This window comes from Kitasatospora sp. GP30 (genome assembly GCF_029892145.1).
In the GTDB taxonomy this organism is placed as follows: domain Bacteria; phylum Actinomycetota; class Actinomycetes; order Streptomycetales; family Streptomycetaceae; genus Kitasatospora; species Kitasatospora acidiphila.
The window spans coordinates 13,846-34,108 of sequence record NZ_JARZAH010000026.1 but is presented as its reverse complement, the minus strand read 5'-3'; the positions used below and the strand labels follow the sequence as shown (position 1 = coordinate 34,108).

Annotated in this window: 20 protein-coding genes and 1 pseudogene; 14 read left to right on the top strand and 7 right to left on the bottom strand. The window is 69.9% G+C overall.

Annotated elements, in window-relative coordinates; translation table 11 throughout:
• Positions 1-17: 17 nt before the first annotated feature.
• Positions 18-572 (bottom strand): NADPH-dependent FMN reductase, encoded by a 555-nt coding sequence (gene ssuE, locus P3T35_RS28015; protein WP_101378650.1) that lies wholly within the window; start codon positions 570-572, stop codon positions 18-20.
• Between the two features lie 714 nt (positions 573-1,286).
• Between ssuE and P3T35_RS28010 the strand changes: the two genes are divergently transcribed.
• From P3T35_RS28010 to P3T35_RS28000, 3 genes are all read left to right on the top strand, one after another.
• Positions 1,287-4,100, top strand: a complete 2,814-nt coding sequence (locus P3T35_RS28010) for a BTAD domain-containing putative transcriptional regulator (RefSeq protein WP_143676703.1) — start codon at positions 1,287-1,289, stop codon at positions 4,098-4,100.
• 407 nt (positions 4,101-4,507) lie between these two features.
• Positions 4,508-5,581, top strand: a complete 1,074-nt coding sequence (locus tag P3T35_RS28005) for a ThiF family adenylyltransferase (RefSeq protein ID WP_101378648.1) — start codon at positions 4,508-4,510, stop codon at positions 5,579-5,581.
• Positions 5,574-6,803 (top strand): hypothetical protein, encoded by a 1,230-nt coding sequence (locus P3T35_RS28000; RefSeq protein ID WP_143676702.1) that lies wholly within the window; start codon positions 5,574-5,576, stop codon positions 6,801-6,803. The genes P3T35_RS28005 and P3T35_RS28000 overlap by 8 nt, the downstream gene beginning before the upstream one ends.
• A gap of 760 nt (positions 6,804-7,563) precedes the next feature.
• On the opposite strand, the gene P3T35_RS27995 is transcribed toward P3T35_RS28000, so the two are convergent.
• Positions 7,564-8,403, bottom strand: a complete 840-nt coding sequence (locus P3T35_RS27995) for an NAD(P)H-binding protein (protein WP_101378646.1) — start codon at positions 8,401-8,403, stop codon at positions 7,564-7,566.
• A gap of 93 nt (positions 8,404-8,496) precedes the next feature.
• Between P3T35_RS27995 and P3T35_RS27990 the strand changes: the two genes are divergently transcribed.
• Positions 8,497-8,868, top strand: coding sequence for a helix-turn-helix domain-containing protein (locus tag P3T35_RS27990; protein ID WP_101378645.1), 372 nt, complete (start codon positions 8,497-8,499; stop codon positions 8,866-8,868).
• A 249-nt stretch (positions 8,869-9,117) separates the two neighbouring features.
• Here P3T35_RS27990 and P3T35_RS27985 read toward each other — a convergent pair whose 3' ends face one another.
• Positions 9,118-9,894 carry a DUF427 domain-containing protein gene (locus P3T35_RS27985; protein ID WP_101378644.1) on the bottom strand — a complete coding sequence of 259 codons (777 nt, stop codon included), beginning with the start codon at positions 9,892-9,894 and terminating at the stop codon, positions 9,118-9,120.
• A 167-nt stretch (positions 9,895-10,061) separates the two neighbouring features.
• On the opposite strand from P3T35_RS27985, the pseudogene P3T35_RS27980 reads away from it, so the two are divergent.
• Positions 10,062-10,232: pseudogene (locus tag P3T35_RS27980) on the top strand (pirin family protein); the annotation flags it as partial.
• A gap of 393 nt (positions 10,233-10,625) precedes the next feature.
• Positions 10,626-10,751 (top strand): ester cyclase, encoded by a 126-nt coding sequence (locus tag P3T35_RS27975; protein WP_180356280.1) that lies wholly within the window; start codon positions 10,626-10,628, stop codon positions 10,749-10,751.
• Between the two features lie 275 nt (positions 10,752-11,026).
• On the opposite strand, the gene P3T35_RS27970 is transcribed toward P3T35_RS27975, so the two are convergent.
• The 4 genes from P3T35_RS27970 to P3T35_RS27955 form a co-directional block, all read right to left on the bottom strand.
• Positions 11,027-11,230 (bottom strand): hypothetical protein, encoded by a 204-nt coding sequence (locus P3T35_RS27970; RefSeq protein ID WP_101378643.1) that lies wholly within the window; start codon positions 11,228-11,230, stop codon positions 11,027-11,029.
• A 117-nt stretch (positions 11,231-11,347) separates the two neighbouring features.
• On the bottom strand, positions 11,348-11,650 hold the full coding sequence (locus P3T35_RS27965; RefSeq protein WP_101378642.1) for a hypothetical protein: 303 nt from the start codon (positions 11,648-11,650) through the stop codon (positions 11,348-11,350).
• Positions 11,647-11,940: a hypothetical protein gene (locus P3T35_RS27960; protein WP_143676701.1), complete on the bottom strand. Its 294-nt coding sequence runs from the start codon at positions 11,938-11,940 to the stop codon at positions 11,647-11,649. The genes P3T35_RS27965 and P3T35_RS27960 overlap by 4 nt, the downstream gene beginning before the upstream one ends.
• A gap of 493 nt (positions 11,941-12,433) precedes the next feature.
• Complete coding sequence (locus tag P3T35_RS27955) at positions 12,434-12,844, bottom strand: DUF2254 family protein (RefSeq protein ID WP_101378639.1); 411 nt, start codon at positions 12,842-12,844, stop codon at positions 12,434-12,436.
• Positions 12,845-13,306: 462 nt separating this feature from the next.
• On the opposite strand from P3T35_RS27955, the gene P3T35_RS27950 reads away from it, so the two are divergent.
• The 8 genes from P3T35_RS27950 to P3T35_RS27915 all read left to right on the top strand — a co-directional run bounded on the left by P3T35_RS27950 (position 13,307) and on the right by P3T35_RS27915 (position 20,082).
• Positions 13,307-13,810, top strand: coding sequence for a transposase family protein (locus tag P3T35_RS27950; RefSeq protein ID WP_101378638.1), 504 nt, complete (start codon positions 13,307-13,309; stop codon positions 13,808-13,810).
• Between the two features lie 114 nt (positions 13,811-13,924).
• Positions 13,925-14,236, top strand: coding sequence for a type VII secretion target (locus P3T35_RS27945; RefSeq protein WP_101378637.1), 312 nt, complete (start codon positions 13,925-13,927; stop codon positions 14,234-14,236).
• A 2-nt stretch (positions 14,237-14,238) separates the two neighbouring features.
• Positions 14,239-15,375 (top strand): WXG100 family type VII secretion target, encoded by a 1,137-nt coding sequence (locus P3T35_RS27940; protein WP_101378636.1) that lies wholly within the window; start codon positions 14,239-14,241, stop codon positions 15,373-15,375.
• Between the two features lie 68 nt (positions 15,376-15,443).
• The gene (locus tag P3T35_RS27935; RefSeq protein ID WP_280708230.1) at positions 15,444-16,055 is read left to right on the top strand and encodes a hypothetical protein; all 612 of its coding nucleotides are present in this window, start codon (positions 15,444-15,446) and stop codon (positions 16,053-16,055) included.
• Positions 16,056-16,085: 30 nt separating this feature from the next.
• Positions 16,086-16,712, top strand: a complete 627-nt coding sequence (locus P3T35_RS27930) for a hypothetical protein (RefSeq protein WP_280708228.1) — start codon at positions 16,086-16,088, stop codon at positions 16,710-16,712.
• Between the two features lie 403 nt (positions 16,713-17,115).
• Entirely contained in the window at positions 17,116-17,334 is a 219-nt protein-coding gene (locus tag P3T35_RS27925) for a hypothetical protein (protein WP_280708227.1), read from the top strand.
• A 132-nt stretch (positions 17,335-17,466) separates the two neighbouring features.
• A complete protein-coding gene (locus tag P3T35_RS27920; RefSeq protein WP_280708225.1) occupies positions 17,467-17,664 on the top strand; it encodes a hypothetical protein in 198 nt (65 codons plus the stop codon).
• Between the two features lie 930 nt (positions 17,665-18,594).
• A complete protein-coding gene (locus P3T35_RS27915; protein WP_101378634.1) occupies positions 18,595-20,082 on the top strand; it encodes an RICIN domain-containing protein in 1,488 nt (495 codons plus the stop codon).
• Positions 20,083-20,263 lie beyond the last annotated feature (181 nt).

Below are 20,263 nucleotides of genomic sequence, written 5' to 3'. Positions count from 1 at the left end.
CCGCCCCTCGGCACGCGTCAGCGAGCGCGGGTCAGATCGGTCCTGATGGTGAGCGCGTCGACAAAGCCGTCGAGGGCGTCCAGCAACCGGAGTTCGGCCTCGGGGCGGATCCGGACCGCACCGCCGGCCAGCCGCTCGATGTCCTTGTCGAGCAGGAAGCAACCCGCGACCACATGCCGCGCACCCAGGGCCGACAGCACCGGCCGCAGGGCGTAGTCGATCGCCAGCAGATGGGCGAGGCTCCCGCCGGTGGCCACCGGCAGCACGGCCTTCCCAGCCAGACCCGACTGCGGCAGCAGGTCGAGGAAGGCCTTGAGTAGGCCCGTGTAGGACGCCTTGTAGACGGGTGTGGCGACGATGACCCCCTCGGCCGTGGCGAGCGCGTCCGCCGCGGCACGGATGGCCGGACTGTCCGACCGCCCCGCGAGCAACTCGGTTGCGGGCAGCTCGCGCACGGCGAGCTGCCGTGCCGCGATGCCTCTCGCGGCGAGCAGGTTCACCAGGTGTCCGGTGACCAGAGCGGTACGGGAATCGACGGACGGGCTTCCGGATATGGCGAGGACAGAGGTCATCTGCTGCTCCAGGCTCGGGAACTGGCCGCAGGCACGTGCGCGCAGGGGAGAACTCGCATGGCGATACCGGGAGTCGGACTCGACGGTTCAAATCGCGCGGCGAGAGGATTCCGCTCCCGGACCTGAAACCGAACGGATCGTCCGGGGGCGGGCAACGGTGGAACGAGCTCAGGCGGGGATCAGCGACCGACCAGACAGAGGGCGCTCGCGTGCCGTCGCAGATCGACGTGCAGGCGCGCCACAAGGCTCTGAGCTTGACTCACAGCAGGAGCATGCAGGACATCCCGCCGCTTCGTCAACGATGGACCCGGCATCACGCTCGATCGCCCGGCGGAGCGGTCCAACCCCCGCTCCAGCTGGACGAACGGTCGCTCACTGAGCCGATCGCCGCGCAGCGAGAGCCGTGGTGCGAGTGCGCTCCGTGTTGCAGCTCGCCGGGAGCTGCACAAGGGGGCTGCTGCGAGCCGCCGGTCAACTGGCGGCGATATGACGGGTCCTTGGCGTGGCGCGCTGACCGGCCAGAACGCCAGCCTGGCCACTGGCAACCGCAGCCGCAACCGGCCGTACATATCGCGGTGCTGACGGATAGCGAGTCGGCCGCCATATGCTGACGAACGTTCGTGCTACCAAGCTACTGGGGCGGGAGAGGCGTGGTCCAGCGTGCGACGGCGCCGCCGGCCGGCGCACCGGACCCGGCCACGGGGAGGAGAACGAGTGCAGTACGGGATTCTGGGGCCGTTCGAGGTCCGGTTCGACGGCGCTTCGGTGGAGGTCCCCAGGCCTCGCCAACGCGCCGGGCTGGCGCTGCTACTGGCCAACACCAACCGTCCGGTGAGCATCGACCGGATGGTGGACGCGCTGTGGGGTGAGGCCCCGCCGCGGACCGCCCGCGCCCAAGTGCACAAGGTGGTCTCCGCCCTCCGGCAGGTGCTCCCGCCGGCGGGCTCGCGGCTGCTCACCTTCGAAGCGGCGGGCTACCGGCTCGCGGTCGACGAGGCGGATCTGGACGCGACGGCGTTCGCCGCGGCACTGGCCCGCGCACGGCTGCTCGCCGCGGACGGGCATGCGGGGGAGGCCGCGCAGCGGCTGCGGTCGGGCCTGGCCCTGTGGCGCGGACCGGCGCTGAGCGGTATCGACGCGCCGTTCGCCGCGTCGGCCCGGACGAGACTGGAGGAGGAGCGATTCGCCGCCTACGAGTTGCTGGCCGACCTGGAGCTGGACCGGGGCCGGCACCGGGAGCTGGTTCCCGAACTGACCGCCCTGCTGGGCGAGTACCCGGCCCGCGAGTCCATCGCCGAACGGGTGGCCACCGCGCTCTACCGCTGCGGGCGGCAGGCCGACGCCCTCGCCGTCGTCCGTGCGACCGGACAGGTGCTGGCCGACGAGTACGGCCTCGACCTCGGCGACCGGCTCGCCGACCTGGAGCAGGCGATCCTGCGGCACGAGCTCCCCGTCCCGGTGGCGGCCAGATCCGCCGTCGTGGCGGACGCCACGGGACCCGGCGGGTCGCCCCAGTGCCCACCCCCGGCCCAACTCCCCCGGGTCACCTACGGGTTCGTCGGCCGCCGGGAGGAGATCGAGCGGTTGGCCGCACTCTCGGCCGCCGGGGCCGGCGGCACCCGGATCGTCGCGCTGACCGGCCCGGCCGGGGTCGGCAAGACCTCGCTGGCGCTGCGTTCGGCCCAGGACCTCGCCGCGGACTACCCGGACGGCCAGCTCTTCGTCGACTTGCACGGCTACGACCGGGACGAGGGGGAGTCGCTCGAGCGGGTCCTGGAACGCCTGCTGATTGCCCTCGGCGTCCCCGGGCACCGGATCCCCGGCGACGCGACGCTGCGGGAGGACCTCTACCGCTCCACCGTCGCGGACCGCCGGCTGCTGGTGGTGCTCGACAACGCCCGGGACTACGAGCAGGTCCGGCCGCTGCTGCCGGGCTCGGCGCGGAGCTTCACCGTGGTCACCAGCCGGGGCGTGCTGAGCGCTCTGGTGGCCGGGACGGGCGCCTTCCCGATGCGGCTCGGCATGCTGTCACTGGCCGACTCCGTGGAGGTGCTCGGCCGGATCGTCGGTCAGGACCGGGTGGCCCGGGCCCCGGAGGCGGCCGACGAACTCGCGCGGCTGTGCGGCGGACTCCCGCTGGCGCTGCGGATCTCGGCGGTCCGGCTCGCGGAGCATCCCGAACTGCCGCTGTCCGGACTCGCGGCGGAGCTGGCCTGCGAAGATGAGCGGCTCAGCGGGCTGAGCCTCCCGGAGGACGAGCTGACCGTCTCCCGGGCGCTGGACCACACCTACCGGCGGCTCGGTGAGGGCCCGGCCCGCCTGCTGCGGCTGCTCGGCCTGCACCCGGCGGGGGTCGTGGCGGAGGCCTCGGCGGCCGCTCTGCTCGGCCTGCCGGGCACCCCGCTCGGAGCCTCGGCGGCACCGGCCCGGCCGCTGCTGCGGGCCCTGGAGTCCGTCCACCTGATCGAGCAGTCGGCCCCCGGTGGACGCTACCGGGTTCACGACCTGGTCCGGCTCTACGGGCGGCAGCTCGCCGACGCGGACCCGGCGGAGTCGGCGGCCGCTCGGGCCCGGCTGTTCGCCTGGTACCTGACGGTGGCCGACGCCGCCCGGCGGTTACTGGACCCGGCCGGCCTCCACCTCCCGATCGAGCCGCGCCACCCCTGGTCCGGCCCGTACCCCTTCGAGGCGGTGGAGGGGGCCCGGGACTGGTTCGACCGGGAGTCGGGGAACCTCGTCGCGCTCACCAGGCTCGCCGCCTCGCTCGGCGACCATGACACGGTCTGGCGGCTGGCCGCCGTCCAGCACGCCTACCTGCTGCGCAGCCATCGCCTCGGCGTGCTGGCCGAGACCCAGCGGCTGGGCGAGCGCGCGGCCCTCCTGGTCGGCCACGGCCTCGCCGCCGCGACGCTCGCCGACAACCTCGGCATCGCGTACTCCAACCAGCGGGACCACCGCGCCCAGGAGTGCTACCAGCGGGCCCTCGCCGGCCACCTCGCCCGGGGCGACCGGCGCCGCGCCGCCCACACCCGGCTGAACCTCGGCAGCATGCACTACGAGTTCGGGCAGCCGGAGCGGGCGGCCGGGTACCTGCAGCAGGTGATCGAGGCGGCCCGTGAGCTGGACGACGGCCGGCTGCTGGTCAAGGCACTCGCCAACCTGGTCCGCACCGAGTGCGACCACGCGACCGCCCGGTGGCTGCTGGCCGAGGCCGTGACCCGCGCGGAGGCCGACGGCGAGGGGCACCTCGCCACCATCTTCCGCGGCCAGCTGGCCTGGGTCCTCCACCGGATGGGTGACCACCGGGAGGCCTTCGCGCTCAGCGAGCAGTCGCTGGCCGAGGCCCGCCGGCTCGGTGACCCGCTGGTGTCCGCGCGGATGCTGGACCAGATGGGCCTGGCGCGGGCCGGACAGGGCCGGAGCGCGGACGCCCGGACGTACTGGGAGGAGGCGGTGGAGACCTTCGTCCGGATCGAGAGGAACCCGGAGGCCGAGGAGGTCCGAGGCCGGCTCGCCGCCTGCGGGTGAGGCGGTGCTCCCGGCGGCCGCGGGCCCCGCAACCGCCCGCTGTGGCGGGTGGGGCGGACGGGTAGCCGAGGGGAAGCGGACGAGTAGGCGGGCCCCTGAGGATGAAGTCACAGCCCCACCGGGCCGCCCAGGCGGTCGCGGCGGGGCGGCCGGGCCCGTCCGGGTCAGGCGTCCGACAGACCGTCAGGAGGCGACACACATGGAGAACGAGATCGTGGAGCAGGTCAACGTCCAGATCGAGGACGAGGCCGGTGTCATCGAGATCCGCATGCTGGACCGGATCGAGACCATCCTCAGCAAGTACGTCGAGGGCTGAGTCCGGGCCTCGGAGCGATCCGAACCGCCGGCGGGGGTCACGGACCCCCGCCGGCACCACCTGTGAAACCGTCCTCCCCGGAGTAGTCCTGATGAAGTTTCCGAAGGTGAAGTTCGAGCACCTGCCGTTCCGCACCGGTAGCGGTTCGGTCCGGATCGGCGGCGATCTCTACGGGCTCGCGGCCGAGATCCGCGACCCGAACGGCTGGATCTGGGCCGCCCTCGGCCGGATGGACGGCACCCGGACCGTCGAGCAGATCGTCACCGGGCTCTGCACCGAGTTCCCCGCGCTCACGCCCACCTCGGCCGACCGACTCGTCCAGGGCCTGATCGGCACTGGCTACGTCGAGGACGAGGCCGGCGCCGGGACGGACCGGCTCAGCGCCACCGAGCGGGCCCGGTACGCCAAGAACCAGGCGTTCTTCCGGCGGATCGACCTGCGGCCCCGGGAGAGCCAGTGGGACGCCCAGCTGAAGCTCAAGGACGCCGGCGTGGTGGTGCTCGGGGTCGGCGGCACCGGCAGCCACGCCGCCTGGGCGCTCGCCGCCGCCGGCGTCGGCCGGGTGCACTGCGTCGACCCGGACCGTGTGGAGCTGAGCAACCTGACCCGTCAGGTTCTCTACACCGAGGCCGACCTGGGCCGGCCGAAGGCGGAGGTCGCCGCAGAACGGCTGCGGGCCGTCAACTCCGATGTCGAGGTCAGCCACGCCACCCGGGCGGTGGACAGCAGGGCCGCCCTCGCCGAACTCGTCGCCGGCTACGACGCCCTGGCCTTGTGCGCGGACGAGCCGGACGGCGAGACCCTGCGCGGGTGGGCCTCGGACGTCTGCGCCCAGACCGGCGTGCCCTGGGTCGGCGGCGGCTACAACGGTCCCTTCGTGTCCGTGGGCACCTTCACCCGGGAGGGGCCGTGCTTCCAGTGCGTGGCCGCCGGCGAGGAGGCCCGGCTGCCCGCTGGGCCACCGCCCAAGCTCGGCGGCTCGGGAGTGCTCGCCGCGTCCGCCGGCATCTCCGGCAACCTGGTCGCCTACGAGCTGATCACCCTGCTCACCGGGGTCTCCCGGCTGAACCCCGGCTACATGCGTGTCGTCAACCTGATCGCGCCGGACGACCAGTCGCTGACCCGGCACGAGAGCCGGCCAGACTGCCCGAACTGCCATGCCTGAGGCAATCGTTGACGACAGACGGGTAGTCTTCCACCCGCTGGGCATGCGCGAGGACGCCGGGGAGTGGATCGTTGGGCGGGCGGACACGGGCCACTTCGTAGCCCTGCCGCCCGACGGGGTCCGGGCGATCCGCCTGCTCCGGTCCGGGCTGTCGGTGGCCGAGACCCAATGGCGCATCCACCACGACACCGGTCGCCGCCTCGCGGTGGCGTCGTTCGTGGACTCCCTGGCGGCACTGGGCTTCGTCCGCTCCCTGGACGGCCGGGAGGTTGACTCGCCCGCGCCCATCCGGCCCAGCCTCCCGCGGATCCGGGCCGAGCACGTCCGCTGGCTGCTCTCCCCGGTCGTCGCGGTCCTGCTGCTGGCGGTCCCGCTGGCCGCCGCCGCCGTGCTGGTGGTCGATCCGGGGCTCCGGCCGAGCTGGCACCAGCTGATCTGGAGCGACCGGGGCACCTTGTTCCTGGCCGGACAGGCGGCCCTGGCCTGGGTGCTGATCTACCTGCACGAGCTCTCCCACCTGCTGACCGCGCGGGCGGCCGGGGTGCCGGGGACCATCCGGCTGGGCACCCGGCTGCAGTTCCTGGTGATGCAGACGGACGTCTCCGGGATCTGGCAGTGCACCCGGCGGGTCCGGTGGACGGTCTACCTCTCGGGGATCGTGCTGGACCTCGCGATCTCCGGCAGCTGTGTGCTGACCCAGGCGGCCATCGGCCCGAACCGCTTCCTCTCCAGCGTCATGATCACCAAGCTGCTCGGGGTGGCCATCGAGCTGATGGTGTTCATGCGGACCGATGTCTACTTCCTGCTCCAGGACATGCTCTCCTGCCGCAGCCTCTACCAGGACGCAGCCGCCTACTGCCGCTACCTCGCGGCCCGCTGCGCCGGCCGCGAGCACGCCTCACCCGTGGCCGGGCTGCAGCCGCGGGAACGGCGGATCGTCCGCGGCTACGCCGTGCTGCTGGTGGCGGGCTCTGTCTGCTCGCTGGTACTGGCCTACCTGGTGTACACCAAGGTCACCCTGGTGCTCGCGACCAGGGCCGTGCACACCCTCGCGCAGCCGTCGGGCCCGCTCTCCACGGCGGACGCGGTCGCCACCCTAGCGGCCCTGGTCAGCGCCCAGGGTCTCTGGATGCTCGCCTGGTGGCGCCGGCACGGTGCCAGAGTTCGGGCGCTGCTGGGCCGGGGGACCGCGCGCTCGGCCCGCCCCTCGCCGCGCACCTGAGCCGCCGCCCGACTGCTGAACCTGCGAGAGGTGACCCTCCCCTTCGTAGCAAACGGCGCGGCGCGTGTCCTCACCGTGCCGACCGCCGGTGCTCTGGCCGGCACACCCTTTGCCACGCTGCGGGCGAACCGCTGACGGACCACGCGTCTGATGCTCGATCACCCGGTGGCTGACGTGGTCACTGCGCCCCAGGCTTCGGACAGCTCGCCGGGCGTTGTTCCGTGCGGACATGCGTGTCGACTTCCGCGGTTCAGAGTATGGCTTCGAACGTTCGTCAGACTCCGGCGGCCGACTGGTTGTCCGTCAGGAACTCGATATGCACTACCGGTTGTGGCTGCTGGCGTTCAGGCTGGCGTTTCGGCCGGTCAGCGCGCCACGCAACGGACCCGCCAACAACGGCGGGCGACCCGCAACAGCGCACCAGTACAGTGATGATCAGCTACAAGCCGAGATCAGTAACGGAAGTGAGTGCTCTGGGCCACCTCGCCGGGCACCTTGACCAGCCCGAGCAGCGCAATCGCCAGGACCGGTCATGGCCTCGAAGGAGCGGCGGCGCCTGCGCAGTCGATCGCGCGCATCCCGGACGTCCCCGACACCCTTGAACTACTGGCCAAGGCGCCCGATCCGGCAGTCGCAGCGACGTCAGTTGGCTGGAGTGCCAGTCCCGGCATTGCGCCAACGTCAACTTCGTATCGGGTTCCTCGACTGTCAGCAGTGGATCGCCGAGCACGCCGAGCAATTCCAGCGGCGCTCACCGGTTTCAGCGGAACGCGGCGATATTGCGGGCGGCCCAGTCGGCGAACGGGCGCGGGGCGCGGCCGAGGACCCGCTGGACGTCCGGGCTGACGCGCAACTCGGCCGGGTTCGGGGAACCGAGGATGGTCAGGGTGTCCTCGGCGAGCTCCGCCGGCATGCTCTGGGCCATGGCGGCCTTGGCCTCGTCGCGGGTGAGGTCGTGGAACCGCAGTGGCGAGCCCAGCGCGGCGGCGATGGCCTCCGCCTGCCGGCGCGGCGTGATCACCTCCGGGCCGGTCAGCTCGTAGACGCCGCCAGCGTGCCGGTCCTCCAGCAGGCAGGCCGCCGCGACCTCGGCGATGTCCGCCGGGTCGATGATCGGCACCCCGACGTCGCCGAAGGGCGCGGCGACGACCCGCCGCGCGCGGATGGACTCGGCCCACCACAGGGCGTTGGAGGCGAAGCCGCCCGGCCGCAGGATCGCCCACTCCAGGCCGGACTCCCGCAGCACGTCCTCGACCGCGCGCATCGCGATCCGCGTTGCCCCGAAGGGCCTGGTCGCTACGCCCTGCGTGGAGAGCAGGACGACGCGGCGGACCCCGCTGGTCGCGGCTTGGCCGATGATGTCGGCCGGGCGGGCTCCGGCGGCGTGCAGGTCGCCGGACAGCAGCAGGAACAGCGCTTTCGCCCCGGTCAGCGCAGGCTCAAGGCCGGTCGGCTCGGCCAAGTCGGCCGCCAGGTGGCGGACGCCGTCCGGCACCGCTGCCGCATGCCGCGACACCGCCGTCACCCGCTGGCCCGCCTCGGCCAGTGCCCGCGTCAGCGGCCGGCCCACATTCCCGGTAGCCCCGGTCACCACGATCATGATCTGCTCCTTCGTCAGATGTCCTCTGTGGCCCCGACGTTAGGAGCCCCGGCTAACTCTTGGTAAGGACATACCTTGAGGTAAGCTCTTCACATGGTGGGAGGTTCGCAGCTCAGGCAGGCCGAGCCGGGGGAGGGGTATGAGGTGTTTCACACCGACTGCCCCGCGCGCGATGTGGTCGACCATGTGACCAGCAGGTGGGGCGTCTGGGTGTTGATCTCCTTGCGGAGCAACGACCTCCGGTTCTACCAGCTGCGCGAGAGCATCCAGGGCATCAGCGAGAAGATGCTCGCCCAGACCCTGCGCACGCTGGTCGAGGACGGCCTGATCTGGCGGAAGGTCGAGCCGACGACGCCGCCCCAGGTCACCTACGGGCTGACCGAGTTCGGCCGGGACGTGGGCGAGCCGCTGGCCCAGCTGTTCGACCGGATTACACGGCGGCTTTCGCCGCGCAGCGCGGGATAGCGTGCTGGTAGCCGGCCACGAAATCGCATCCAGCGTGACCGAGCACCCCACAACCCGAGGACCTGGTCCGGCTGGTCCGCCAGGGGGAGGGCTTGAGCCACGCTCAACTCGCGCCGAGGCAGACGGTGCTGTGCGCCGACGGGCCGGTGACGTCCGGGCTGAGTGACCGGCAGCTGGGTGACGAGGCAACCGGCTGGGTTCCGTCCTTACCAGCCGCTCCCACGACCCCGTGCCCTGCCAGCTCACCAGCTAGGAAGGGTACTTCGGGCGCTCGAGCTGTTTGCCGTCGACGAACAGGTCGACGCGTTCATTGTAGAAGGCGATCAGGCCGGCGATCGGCTGTACCTCGCGGGTGGGGAAGTCGTAGCACCAGGCGAGGTCGGGGTGCAGGCGGTCGCCGATCCTGGCCGACCAGTAGCCGCTGGTGGTGCCCTTGTAGGGGCAGCGGGTGACGGTGTCGCTGGGCTCCAGCCTGCTGAAGTCGACGTCGGTGCGGTTGAGGTAGTAGCGGGTCGGCAGCAGGGTCTCGAAGACCAGCACCGGCGACGAGGACTCGGCCAGCACCACTCCGTTGCGTTCCACCCGTACGGTTCGGGTGGAACGCAACGCGTCCACTCGCACATACGGGTTGCGCGGGTGCACGAAGACCTGCTCGTCCTCCTCGTACCAGGCGTCCAGCGCGGCCCAGGTGAACCGCACGGTGCCGCTGAGCCCCGGGACCGGGGACTCGGCCAGCACCCGCGCGGCCCGCGGCCGCAGCACCTCGCCCACCCGCAGCCCGAACCACTGCGCCGTCCCGCGCGAACTCTCCTCGGCCCCGGCCTCCTCGTCCGGCACCAGCAGCTCCGCCCGCACATCGGCCAACGGGACGTAGAACTGCGGGAAGTACGGCTTCTCCCAGACGTAGCGCGCCTGCACGGTGTCGAAGACCGTCTCGCCGCCCAGCACCGCGCGGACCCGCCGGGGCACCGGCTCCACATGGTTGACCGGCATGGTCACCGGTGGCAGCTTCAGCTGATCGTCCATCAGAGTCCCGCCTCCTCATCGGCAGGCGCGGCCCGGACGCCTGCGCCCCGGTCGACAGTCAACCACGCCACCGCAGTCCATGCCGCTGTGCTGGTGCCCCACCTGTCGGCGCGTCGTCGGCCGTCTGGTCGCTCCGCGGAGGCGTATCGATCCCTTCGGACCTCCGCCTGAAGTTGTGGTGGAACTTCGTGGGCCGCTCCAGCGAGGAGATCGTACAGGCACGAATGGACTGGGAGAAGGGGGTCAGGTTCGGTGAGGTGCACGGCTACGAGGGGGAGCCGCTACGGGCGCCAGCGATGCCGAAGGTGGGCTTGAAACCGCGAGGGAGAGTGCGCTGACCTGCGGAAATATCCGATGGTGCGGACGGTGTGAGGCGGGGCGAGCAGGGTGTCCGGCTGCCGCGCCGAGGCGCCTGAGGGCATGCGCGGAGCTGCTCGAAGAGTGGGTTTGGAGGATCATGCTGAAAATATGAATCGTTCTCACGTTTACGCGCGTATAACAGGGTCTGCTCGTACTGATGCTGACTTTTTGCTGACTTTCCTGACGGATCGTCAGGTTGCTGGTCTAGTCCATTGAGCCTCAATGGTCAGCGGCTCCTGGCTTCGCAGGGCGAGGCGCTGCCTCGGGCGCCCGGTGTTGGTTGGGTCTGCTGGGGGGCGATGCTGCTGTGGTGGCCGACCACAGTCGGTCCCGCCTGAACGGGTAGGGAACCAGTGCGAGATCAGGGACGAGTGGCGACCAGCAAGCGGGTCTCCTTCCAGGCCATCCGCATCGTCAACGTGCGCGATGGCAAGGTCACCGGCCAGTGGGCGCAGCTGGACCTCTGGGGTATCCAACAGCAGCTGACCGCGGCGTGAAGCGACCCTCGCCCTGAACCGCGGGCCGCGGACTGTGGAGCAAGCGTGGGCGGCACGCCGAGGCCGGGGTCGAGGCCGTCCGACCGGGCCGCCGCCACGCTTGCACGCTGACGACACCGTCCGCGCGGGGTAGTGTCTCCGGGCACAGTCCGGAGACACTACCCCGCTGAAGCCGTCTGCCAGTTGAAAGGCCGCCATGGATCAGATGGCGTCGACCGCCTGCGCGACGGTGAAGCGCGACAGGCTGTCTGGGCTCAGTCGGTTTCCTTCAACGATCAGGTACTGATCCGCTGCTCCGACGCGGAGCACGACCACGTTCTTCGGGCGCCGGTAGAAGTCGGGATTGTCACCTCGGACAGCTTTCGCACGAACTCGCGTGCCTCCTCCGCAGACATCGACTCGGAGGTGCGAACCTCAGCGCCATATCGGTTCTTCGTCAGGCCGATCTCGGCTACCACGACATGGTTGCGTTCGCTCATGGTTCTTTCCTTTCCGGTACTTCAGCGGGGCTCGTGATCTTGCCGGCCGACTCGGCGGAGTACTGGATGCGGCCACCGTTGACCACCAGTGTGTGAAGACTGAAGATCCTGCGCAGGTCACGGCGTGGCTGTGCCCATTGGCAGGAGGTGTTCGGGGGAGTGGTGGGGCTTGACCGCTGGCCGGTTCGCAAGGGGCGCGTCCTGAAGGTAGCCGGGCAGCTTCCCGAGGTGGTCCCCGAAAGCCTTGGCCGCATCCCCCGTCCACTCGTCCTGACCTTTCACGATCCGGGTCAAGACGGCATGCACCGAGATCAGGTGGCCGGCCACCTGGCGCAGGCTGCTGCTGAGCCCGCTCACCACGCCCTGGTCGCCGGGCGCAGGATTGAAGCCCAGGCCAGTCCAGTTCCGCTGCTCGGTCACGAGGCGCTCGCCCCGAGTCCACTGGCCAGGCCCTGCTCGGTCTGCACGTAGTTCTGCTGCGCCTGGTCCAGTCCTTCGTGCAGCGTCTTGACGCACTCCTGGACCTTCTTGAGACCGTACTCCCACTTGCCCTGGAAGTGCTTGCACGAGCCGTCCAGGAAGTCGAAACCGAGCCCGCCGGCGCCTGCATCGTGCAGGGCTTTCAGCCTGTGGTCGAGCCCGTCGGCGCAGCCCTGCAGGTCCTTCGACAGTTGGGCAAGCGCGTTCACGTCAACAGTGAAATCCGACATCGTCCCCCCTTGTCCCAGCGCGAACGTGACGACTGTCCGAGGGGCCTAACTCAGCGTCAGATAGCTTCCACAAAATGCAGTTAAGAAGACGACAAGGTCAACGACAGAATTTCGTACCGGCTGTCTGCTCAGTCCACGAAACATCACCTCGCCGCTACTCCCGGCGACGCTCTTGCTGGGCAGGTGCCCGAACCCACTCGCGGGTCACGGCCGTTGTCCGCGAATCCAATGCGTGGTGGAGTGCGATGAGCGCCTCGTGGCGTCGTAGGACGTCCGCGCGGTCGGCCGGCTCGCTTACGGAGGCTTCGCAGCAGGCCAGGATCATGGCGCCCTGTTCCAGCAGCACCTCGCGACGGCGCGGGATCCTGGTCTGCTCCATGATGCGGCACAGGGGCGTCCAGTTGGCGGATCATCACGGCTGGCATGCCGGCCGAGCTCTGACGGATCTTCTCGAAGGCGCGCTGGACCAGGCGGTCGTAGTCGGCTTGGTAGGTCAGGACGCGGATCCGGCCGGCGCGGTTGCGGTGGACGCGCTGCGGTGCCAGCTGTGGGTGATCCGGCACAGGCAGCGGCTGAGCCAGTCGATGCAGGTCAGCGCGGTGAAGGTGTCATTGACGGCGGGTGACAGCGCGCGGATGGCGATCTCCACCCGCTGGTCGAAGCCGAACGAGACGTCCTGGGTCAGCGTTCGGTATGGTCCGGTCACCTGCACGCGGGCCAGCTGCGCGGCCAGTTGCGGTGCGGCCGAAGGCGGCCAGGCCACGGCCAGGGGCTGGCCCTGTACAAGGAAGTGGCCCGGGCGGTAGGGCAGGTGGAGCACGGCGTCGGCGGCCGCTGCGAGGCGGACCAGTTCCTCGTGTTTGAGGAACTGCAGGTAGCCGGTCTCCGGAGTCGGGATCACCATGCCCCGTACCAGGACAACCGGCCGCCGGAGATTGCTCGTTCGCCGGAGCTGAGACCGGGCTGGCCCGGGACGTCCACCAGCAGAACCCGGTAGCCGGTGGTGACGAGGGCCGTGGCCAGCGGCAGGGACGCGGCGGCGTCGAAAGTTGGTGCCCGGGACGAACACGACGGTCGTAGCGCCGGCTCCGGCGAGGACCACGTGGGTTGGTGCGCCGTTGGCGGTCACCGTCGTTCGCTCGTGCGGCACCGCCCACGCGTCAAGCTGGTCGAAGCACCAGTGCCGGATGAGCTCCCTGCCCGTCGTACTGCGGTAGATTGAGTCCACCGGTCGAGTATCGCGCCTCGCCCCAGGCCGCGACGTGGGAACGGCCACACGGGTTAGGTGAGTTGTGATGCTTACCTGGGCCCGTGCGGCCTGTTCCCATCTGTCCTGTCCGGGGTGTCTCGCGCACACTTCGGCGAGATGTTCGAAGAGCTCGCCCCGAAGTGCGAAACGGCCTGGCAGTCGGCACTGCGCGAACGGCGCGGTGGAGACCGACGGCAGGCGGCCGGAGCCGGGCCCAAACAGCGCCTGGTGCTCACCGACCGGCTGCTGGTCACGCTGGTGCACCTGCGCTTGGGCCTGCCGCACGCGGCGCTGGCCCGTCTGTACGGGATGGACCGCTCCACTGTGTCCAGAGCGAAACGGGTGAGCGCGGACCCCGAGTTCGGCGAGTTGGTGGTGACGGACGAGATCAAGCGGCTGACCCGGGAGGGCGGCCTCGACTGGCAGGTCGAGGACGACCGGCTGATCGGCTGGGTCGAGAAGCCGTCCCTAGGAGGAAATCATCACGGTGGCAGAACAACTGGCCGTCATCGTGGCGGCGTTCCCCTCGGCGGTGTGGGAGTGGCGAATCGGCCTTGGCGGATCGAGCTCGAGGTGACCGCCTTGCCCGAGGCTCTCAGCCCAGCACTGACGATTTCTTGACGACAAGTCAGGAACTCGCGTGGTTCTGGTCGAGTCGTATACCCCTGACGGCGTTGTTGCTGAGTTCAGCGAATGGTGCCGCGCTTATCACGGAACCAGCGGGGGAGTTCGTACATGGCTGCAGATCATTTCCACATCGAGCCCGCCAAGGTGGTCGCACTGAGCGCTGACTTCAGCAGCAGCGCCACGAGCCTGGACGGGCAGGTGACCACGTTCGCGGCCAAGGGTGAGAACGTCAACGACGCCTTCGGAGTCATGGCGGAGTCCGTGGACGCACTGCAGAAGTACGTGGCGATGACCCAGGCCACCGTGACCAGCCTGCGTCAACTGCAGACCCAACTCCAGGGCTACTCGGACACGTTGACCGCTGCCGTGGTGGCCTACCAGAACACCGACCGGCAGCACGCCAAGAACCTGGGGGCCTGACGATGTCCCAGAACCAGGACAGCGGGCAGAACGCCTCCGGTCAGGACTCCGGCCAGAACCCGCCGCCGAAGATCGATGTCAGCTACGACATCTTCAACCCCGGAGGCGATCCGAGTATGCTGCGCGCCTGCGCGGTCGAATGGCGCACCATGGCCGCCGACCTCAAGGCCACCAGGGACAGCCTGGACACGCAGGTCAACGGCCTCGGCGACGCCTGGACCGGCGCCGCGGCCACCGCCTTCCACAAGCACTGGGAGCACACTCGCGGCCAGATCGACGCCGCGTTGCCAAACTTCGAGACGGTCGCGCAGCAACTGGAGAAGGCCGCCGACTCGATCGAGCAGGTCAACAGCCAGATCCACGAGATCGTCCTGCAGATCGCGGCCACCGCCGCCATCGGCATCGGTCTCTCCATCGTCACCGCCGGCGTCTCCGACGCGGCCGCCGCAGCGGAGGGCGCCGCCGAGGCGGCCGAGGCCGGCGCGGCGGTGGCCCGGCTGGCCCGGATCCTGAAGGCGATAGCCGAGGTCCTGGAGAAGATCAAGGACGCGATGGAGGAGAGCAAGCTGCTCAAGTTCTCCGTCAACTTCGGCAAGAACCTTACTGCCAACTTCGGTGGCAACGTGCTGGGGCAGGCTCTCGCCGGCCAGAAGGTCGACTGGGGCACGGACCTCCAGGACGCGGGAGTCTCGGCCTGGGTGGGGACGAAATCGGGTGCGCTCGGTGAGGACGCCGCGACCAAGGTCGGGCCTCAGTTGCTCAAGGACATTCTCACGGGCGAGAGCGAAAGCCTGACCGGTTCGATGCTCAACAACGCCATCACCAGTGCGGCCGGTACCGAGGCGGCCGATGGCGTACACCTGGCGGAGGGCGACGGCACGAAGACCGGCGACAGCTTCTGGCAGGACCCGCTCACCTCGGCTGTCGGAGGCCTGCTGGGTGGAGCCGGTGTGCACCTTCACGCAGGCGGGTACAGCGGCCAGCTGGAGAGCCCGATCATCGGTCCCGTGGGCGCAAACGCGGGCGCGTACGGCATCGCGGGCGCCGGTGAGAACGGTCTGACCGGCGAGCCCGATCAGCAGGAGCCGTTCGACAAGGGCAACCCACTGGTCGATCCCAGGGGCGCCTACCACTCGTAGCACGTGGGCTGGGGTGGGGCGCGCCCCGGGCATCCGGAACGCGCCCCGTCCGTGAGGGAGTAACAGCAGTGTTCGATGTCAGCAAGAGCGTCAAGCGGTTCCGTGATGATCCGGCCTGGACCTACGAGAAGCGCTCGCGGGCGCCGTACGCGCAGTTCGACGATCGGGGCTACCCGTTCTCGCTGGCCCGGCGGAACAAGGTGGCGACCAACTTCCTGAGTGGCGTGATCTCCGACTACGAGGTCACTCTGTTCCATCTGTCGCTGGACCCCAAAAACGGCGACGGGAGCCCGTATTCGGTTGCCGTCGTGGAGTTGCCATGGATCCTGCCGGCTACGGCCGTGGTGGAAACGCGGCTGCTGTCGCCGTCCGCGAAGAAGCCGTTGCAGGCGCCACTGCCGTTCGGCCGGTGGCGGGATCACCCCGCACTCCCGGTCGGCCACGACGCCGGTCTCCAGTGCGTCGGTGACGACTACGAGTTCAGTCGGCTGGTGCTGACGGACCAGGTCGAGCGCCTGACCCGCGAGGGACAGTGCAGTTGGCGGATCGAGGACAACCGCTTGATTGGCTGGACGCGGAGACACCGCCCGTACGAGGAGATCATCGCCTTGGCAGAACGGCTGATCATGATCGTGACAGCGTTTCCACGGGCCGCATGGGAGTGGCCCACCGTGCGCTGATGGAACCGGAGATCGACCGAGGGGCAGCAGGTGTTCGAAGTCAGCAGGAGTATCCGCAGGTTCCGCAAGGACCCGGCCTGGGAGTTCCGGTGGCGAGCGCCCGCCGACTGGGCCGTCGACCGGCGCGGCTTCCCGTTCACCCTGGGAGATGGCCGCGGCAGGGCGGAGAGCCTGGTGAGCGGACCCGTCGCCGGGTACCCCGCGACCCTGGCACACATGTGGGTGTTGCCGAAGGGGGAGACCGAGATCGGTCGGAACCTGAAGCTCTCGCTGGTGGTGCTGGAGTTGCCGTTCTCGTTGCCCGACACTGCGGTGACGCCCCGTCGGCTGGCGCATGCCTGGCGGACCGACATGGTATGGCCGTACGCGCCCAGCGCCGGCCCGGCCTACCCGTTGCCCGGCGGCGGTAGGAACTCCGCTGTGCGCCGGGTGAGTGTTGACCACGGGTTCGGCGCGGTGCTGATCACCGACGAGCTGCTGCGGCTGACCCTGGAGGCTGACTGCGGTTGGCGCCTGGCCGGGCGGCATCTGATCGGCTGGACCGACAAGCGCCGCACCTATGAGTACCTGGTCGCCATGGCCGAGCGGCTGGCCGCGATCGTCGCGGCCTTCCCGCTCGCTGCCCAGGCGTGGGCCGTGCCGGAGGACCGGCGCTAGCCCCTTCGAGCCCTGATCTCCGGCCTCACCCGGATACCCCGGCCGATTCCCGCTCCGCGGATGCCAGCTGGTGGTGATCCGGCACAGGCTGTGGCTCAGCCAATCGATACAGGTCAGCGCGGTGAAGGTGTCGTTGACGGCGGGGGAGGGGGCTCGGATGGCGATCTCCACCAGCTGGTCGAAGCCGAATGAGACGTCCTGGGTGAGCGCCCGGTAAGGCCCCGTCACCTGCACCTTGGCCAGCCGCGCGGCCAGCTGCGGGGCGGCCCGTGGCGGCCAGACCACCGCCAGCGGCTGCCCCTGCACCAGGAAGTGTCCAGGCCGGTAGGGCAGGTGCAGCACGGCGTCGGCCGCGGTGGCCAGTCGCAACAGTTCATCGTGCTTGAGGAACTGCAGGTAGCCGGTGGCCGGCGTCGGGATCACCGCGCCCGCCTCGTCCACCTGGCGCAGCAGCTCGGAGGCGTCCGGTCCGCAGTCCGGCACCCTCTCCGGGGCACGGGTGGACGGCACCGGCCCGTGGTCGGCGCCGCTCTGCGCGTCGATGGCCTCGCCCAGGTCGGCGGCGATCACCGCGATCACCTGCGGCAGCTGGATCATCGTGGCGATGTGGTGGATGAAGTAGATGAGCACCCCCAGGTCCACCAGGGTCAGCGCCAGTGACACGGTCACCGACAGGTGCGGCACGAAGTCGCCGTGCGGCCCCGGACTGGTGGCCACCAGTGCCAGCACCGTGTAGCAGAAGGTCGCCACGAAGGTGCCCAGGGTCAGCTGGGTGCCCCGGTCCCGGATGAACGTGCGCAGCATCCGCGGCCCGAACTGGGTGGAGGCCAGGGTGAGCGCCACGATGGTGATCGAGAAGACCAGGCCGACCACGGTGATCAGCGCGGCGGCCATGGTGCTGAGGATCTGGCGGGCCCCGTCGGCCGTTCCGTTCAGTACCCATGCCGCGTAGTTGAGACGGCCGTCGTAGGCCAGCCGGTCCAGCCCGACGGTGACCGCGAAGAGCACGGCGAAGAGCAGCGCCTCGACGGCCGGGACCAGCCAGAGGTTGGTGCGCAGGCGCTCCCGGTACCAGGCGGTGGTGGAAGGCGAAGGCGTGGGCACGACGGGCTCCTGAGGGCAGGGGGCAGGGCCGTTGCCGACCAGCCTTCCCGGCGCGCCAGGCAGGGAGCTCAGCGGAGCACGGCGCCTGACGGGCGTTCACTCGGCCGAACGTCAATTCGTCATCGGTTCTTCGTCACGAGTGGTCCGCACGGGTGCCGAGGGCGCGCGGCAGGAGCCGCGCGCCCTGTCCCCCATCATGTGGCCGCCGATGTCGGACTCGGTGAAGCGTTCACCGAGCTTGGCATGCGCTATCGGCGCGGTCCGTCCCCCCCCACGGGTGGAGCGGGACCATCTCTCGCAGGTCACGCTATGCGGCGGGTGATCGGCTTCCGCCGGGTCCTGACCTTTCCTTGCGTCCAGTGGGGCTATCTTGACGCATCACTGGCACGGCAGCGGGCGGGGTACGGCGTCAGCTGTGGGTGTTCGGTGGTCCGGTTCCAGTAGGCCCGGATCGGCTGCGGACTCGGCTGGCGGACTCGGCAGATCGTCGGGGAGTTCCATCCTGACCCCGACCGTGGGCGCTTCTCCGGAAGACTTCCGGAAGACTTGCGAGCGCGGCGCTGACGACTCCTCGGAGACGAGCTCGAAGCTGTCTGAATGTTGGTCGGCTCCGGAGCGAGGGAAGCCTCCGCACTGGGGCTCCCAGCCTGCCGTCAACGGTGGCGCGTCAAGATCGAGCCGGTGGGCGTATGGGGCTCGTCAGGGTGGTCTGACTCGGCGGAGAAGTGGATCTAGCATCCGAATTTCGCACAGTCCAGTGAGGAAACAGGGGTTCACCATGCGCGCTTTCTCGCGCCTGAAACAAGCGCTGCGCCATCGCGCCATCGCGGCGGTTCTGCTGATGGCCCTGGCGATGGCGGGCGTGGGCGGCTTGGCCGCACCGCAGCGTGCTGCCGCGGCCGGCGCCAACGGCTGCGCGGGGCAGGACACCCCAGGGGGCGGCAACTGCATCAGCGCCCTGATCAATTCCATCTTCGGTGAGATCAACGTCTTCGTCTCGGCGGCCCAGGGGGCCAAGAGCGACAACGCGAAGTTCACCCAGGACGCCGTCACCCAGTTCCAGGCCACGGCGCCCGGATACAACATCCTGGTGTTCAAGTACGACGGCACCGACGCCTACGACACCAAATGGTTCGTCAACCCCTACACGGCGAACATGCACGGCGTGCTGCTCGACACGACCTTCAAGCTGCAGCACCACGATTCGGAGGGCGGCCCGTTCGGCTACGACGACTTCCGGCTCTGGATCTTCAAGGACGAGTCGACGTTCACCAACAAGGGGGACGGCGGCTACTCGAACTGGGCTTTCGTTGGGAGCGACGGCGAGACGGACACGGTGCGACACCCCCCGTGCGGGAAGATCGCCTGCAGCCACACCGACCGCACCCTCCACTTTCCCGCCCGGTCCACCCCGCAGCAGACCAACAGCCTGAGCCCGGACGCCAGTCCCGGTCACCACGCCTGCCTGGACGTCGACCAGAACGGCACCGCCAACGGCACCCCGATCCAGCTGTGGGACTGCCACGGCGGCGGCAACCAGTCCTGGACGTACAACGGCTTCCAGCTCCGCGCCAACGGCAAGTGCCTCGACCTGCCCGGTGACAACACGACGCAGGGGACCAAGCTCCAGCTCTGGGACTGCGTGGAGGTCGCCAGTCAGCGCTGGTACCTGACGCCCGACGGCACCTTCCGGCACATGGAGGACCCCACCGACCGCAGCAAGGACGTCTGCATCGACGTCCCCAACGGCGTGGTCACCAACGGCACCCGGCTCCAGGTCTGGGGCTGCGGATCGGCGGCCAACGGCAGCCTCGGCCACCAGAGTTGGCACTGGGGCGGCGTGATCGCGGGTGGCGGCGGGGGAACGGGTGACGGCGGCAAGGTCATCGACGGCACGCCGTACCTGCGCCTGTCGGACGGCCTGGGCGCCGTCGTCACCGGCTCCAACGCCGGAGCGTCGGTCGTCGCCGGGATCCGGGGCGGCAGCGACTCGAAGTGGCAGTTCACCTCCCTGGGCGGCGGCCGCTACAAGATCACCAACGTCTCCTCCGGCCTGGCTCTCACCGAGAACACCGGCAGCTATCTCGCCGAGACCCAGCCCTGGAACGGTGCCGACGAGCAGAAGTGGGAGCTCGTCAGCGCGGGGAACGGCACCTACCAGCTCCGGATCAGCTCCGACGACTGCCTGACCTACGACGAGGACTTCAAGACCCTGGGCGTGTGGACCTGCAAGAGCGGCTGGACCCAGCAGTGGGCACTCAGCTGACGACCCGGTGACACGAACGGGCCCACCGCGCTGCGGCGGGCCCGTTCGCGGGTTCACCCCTTGTTGCCAACTGCTCTGACCGCAAGGGCTGCTGCGTATGGGGAGAAGGGCCATCGCCTGACGGCGTCGGCCCGCATCACACCAAGACCTTCATCAGCCTTCTAGGCCAGCGCGAAGGGAG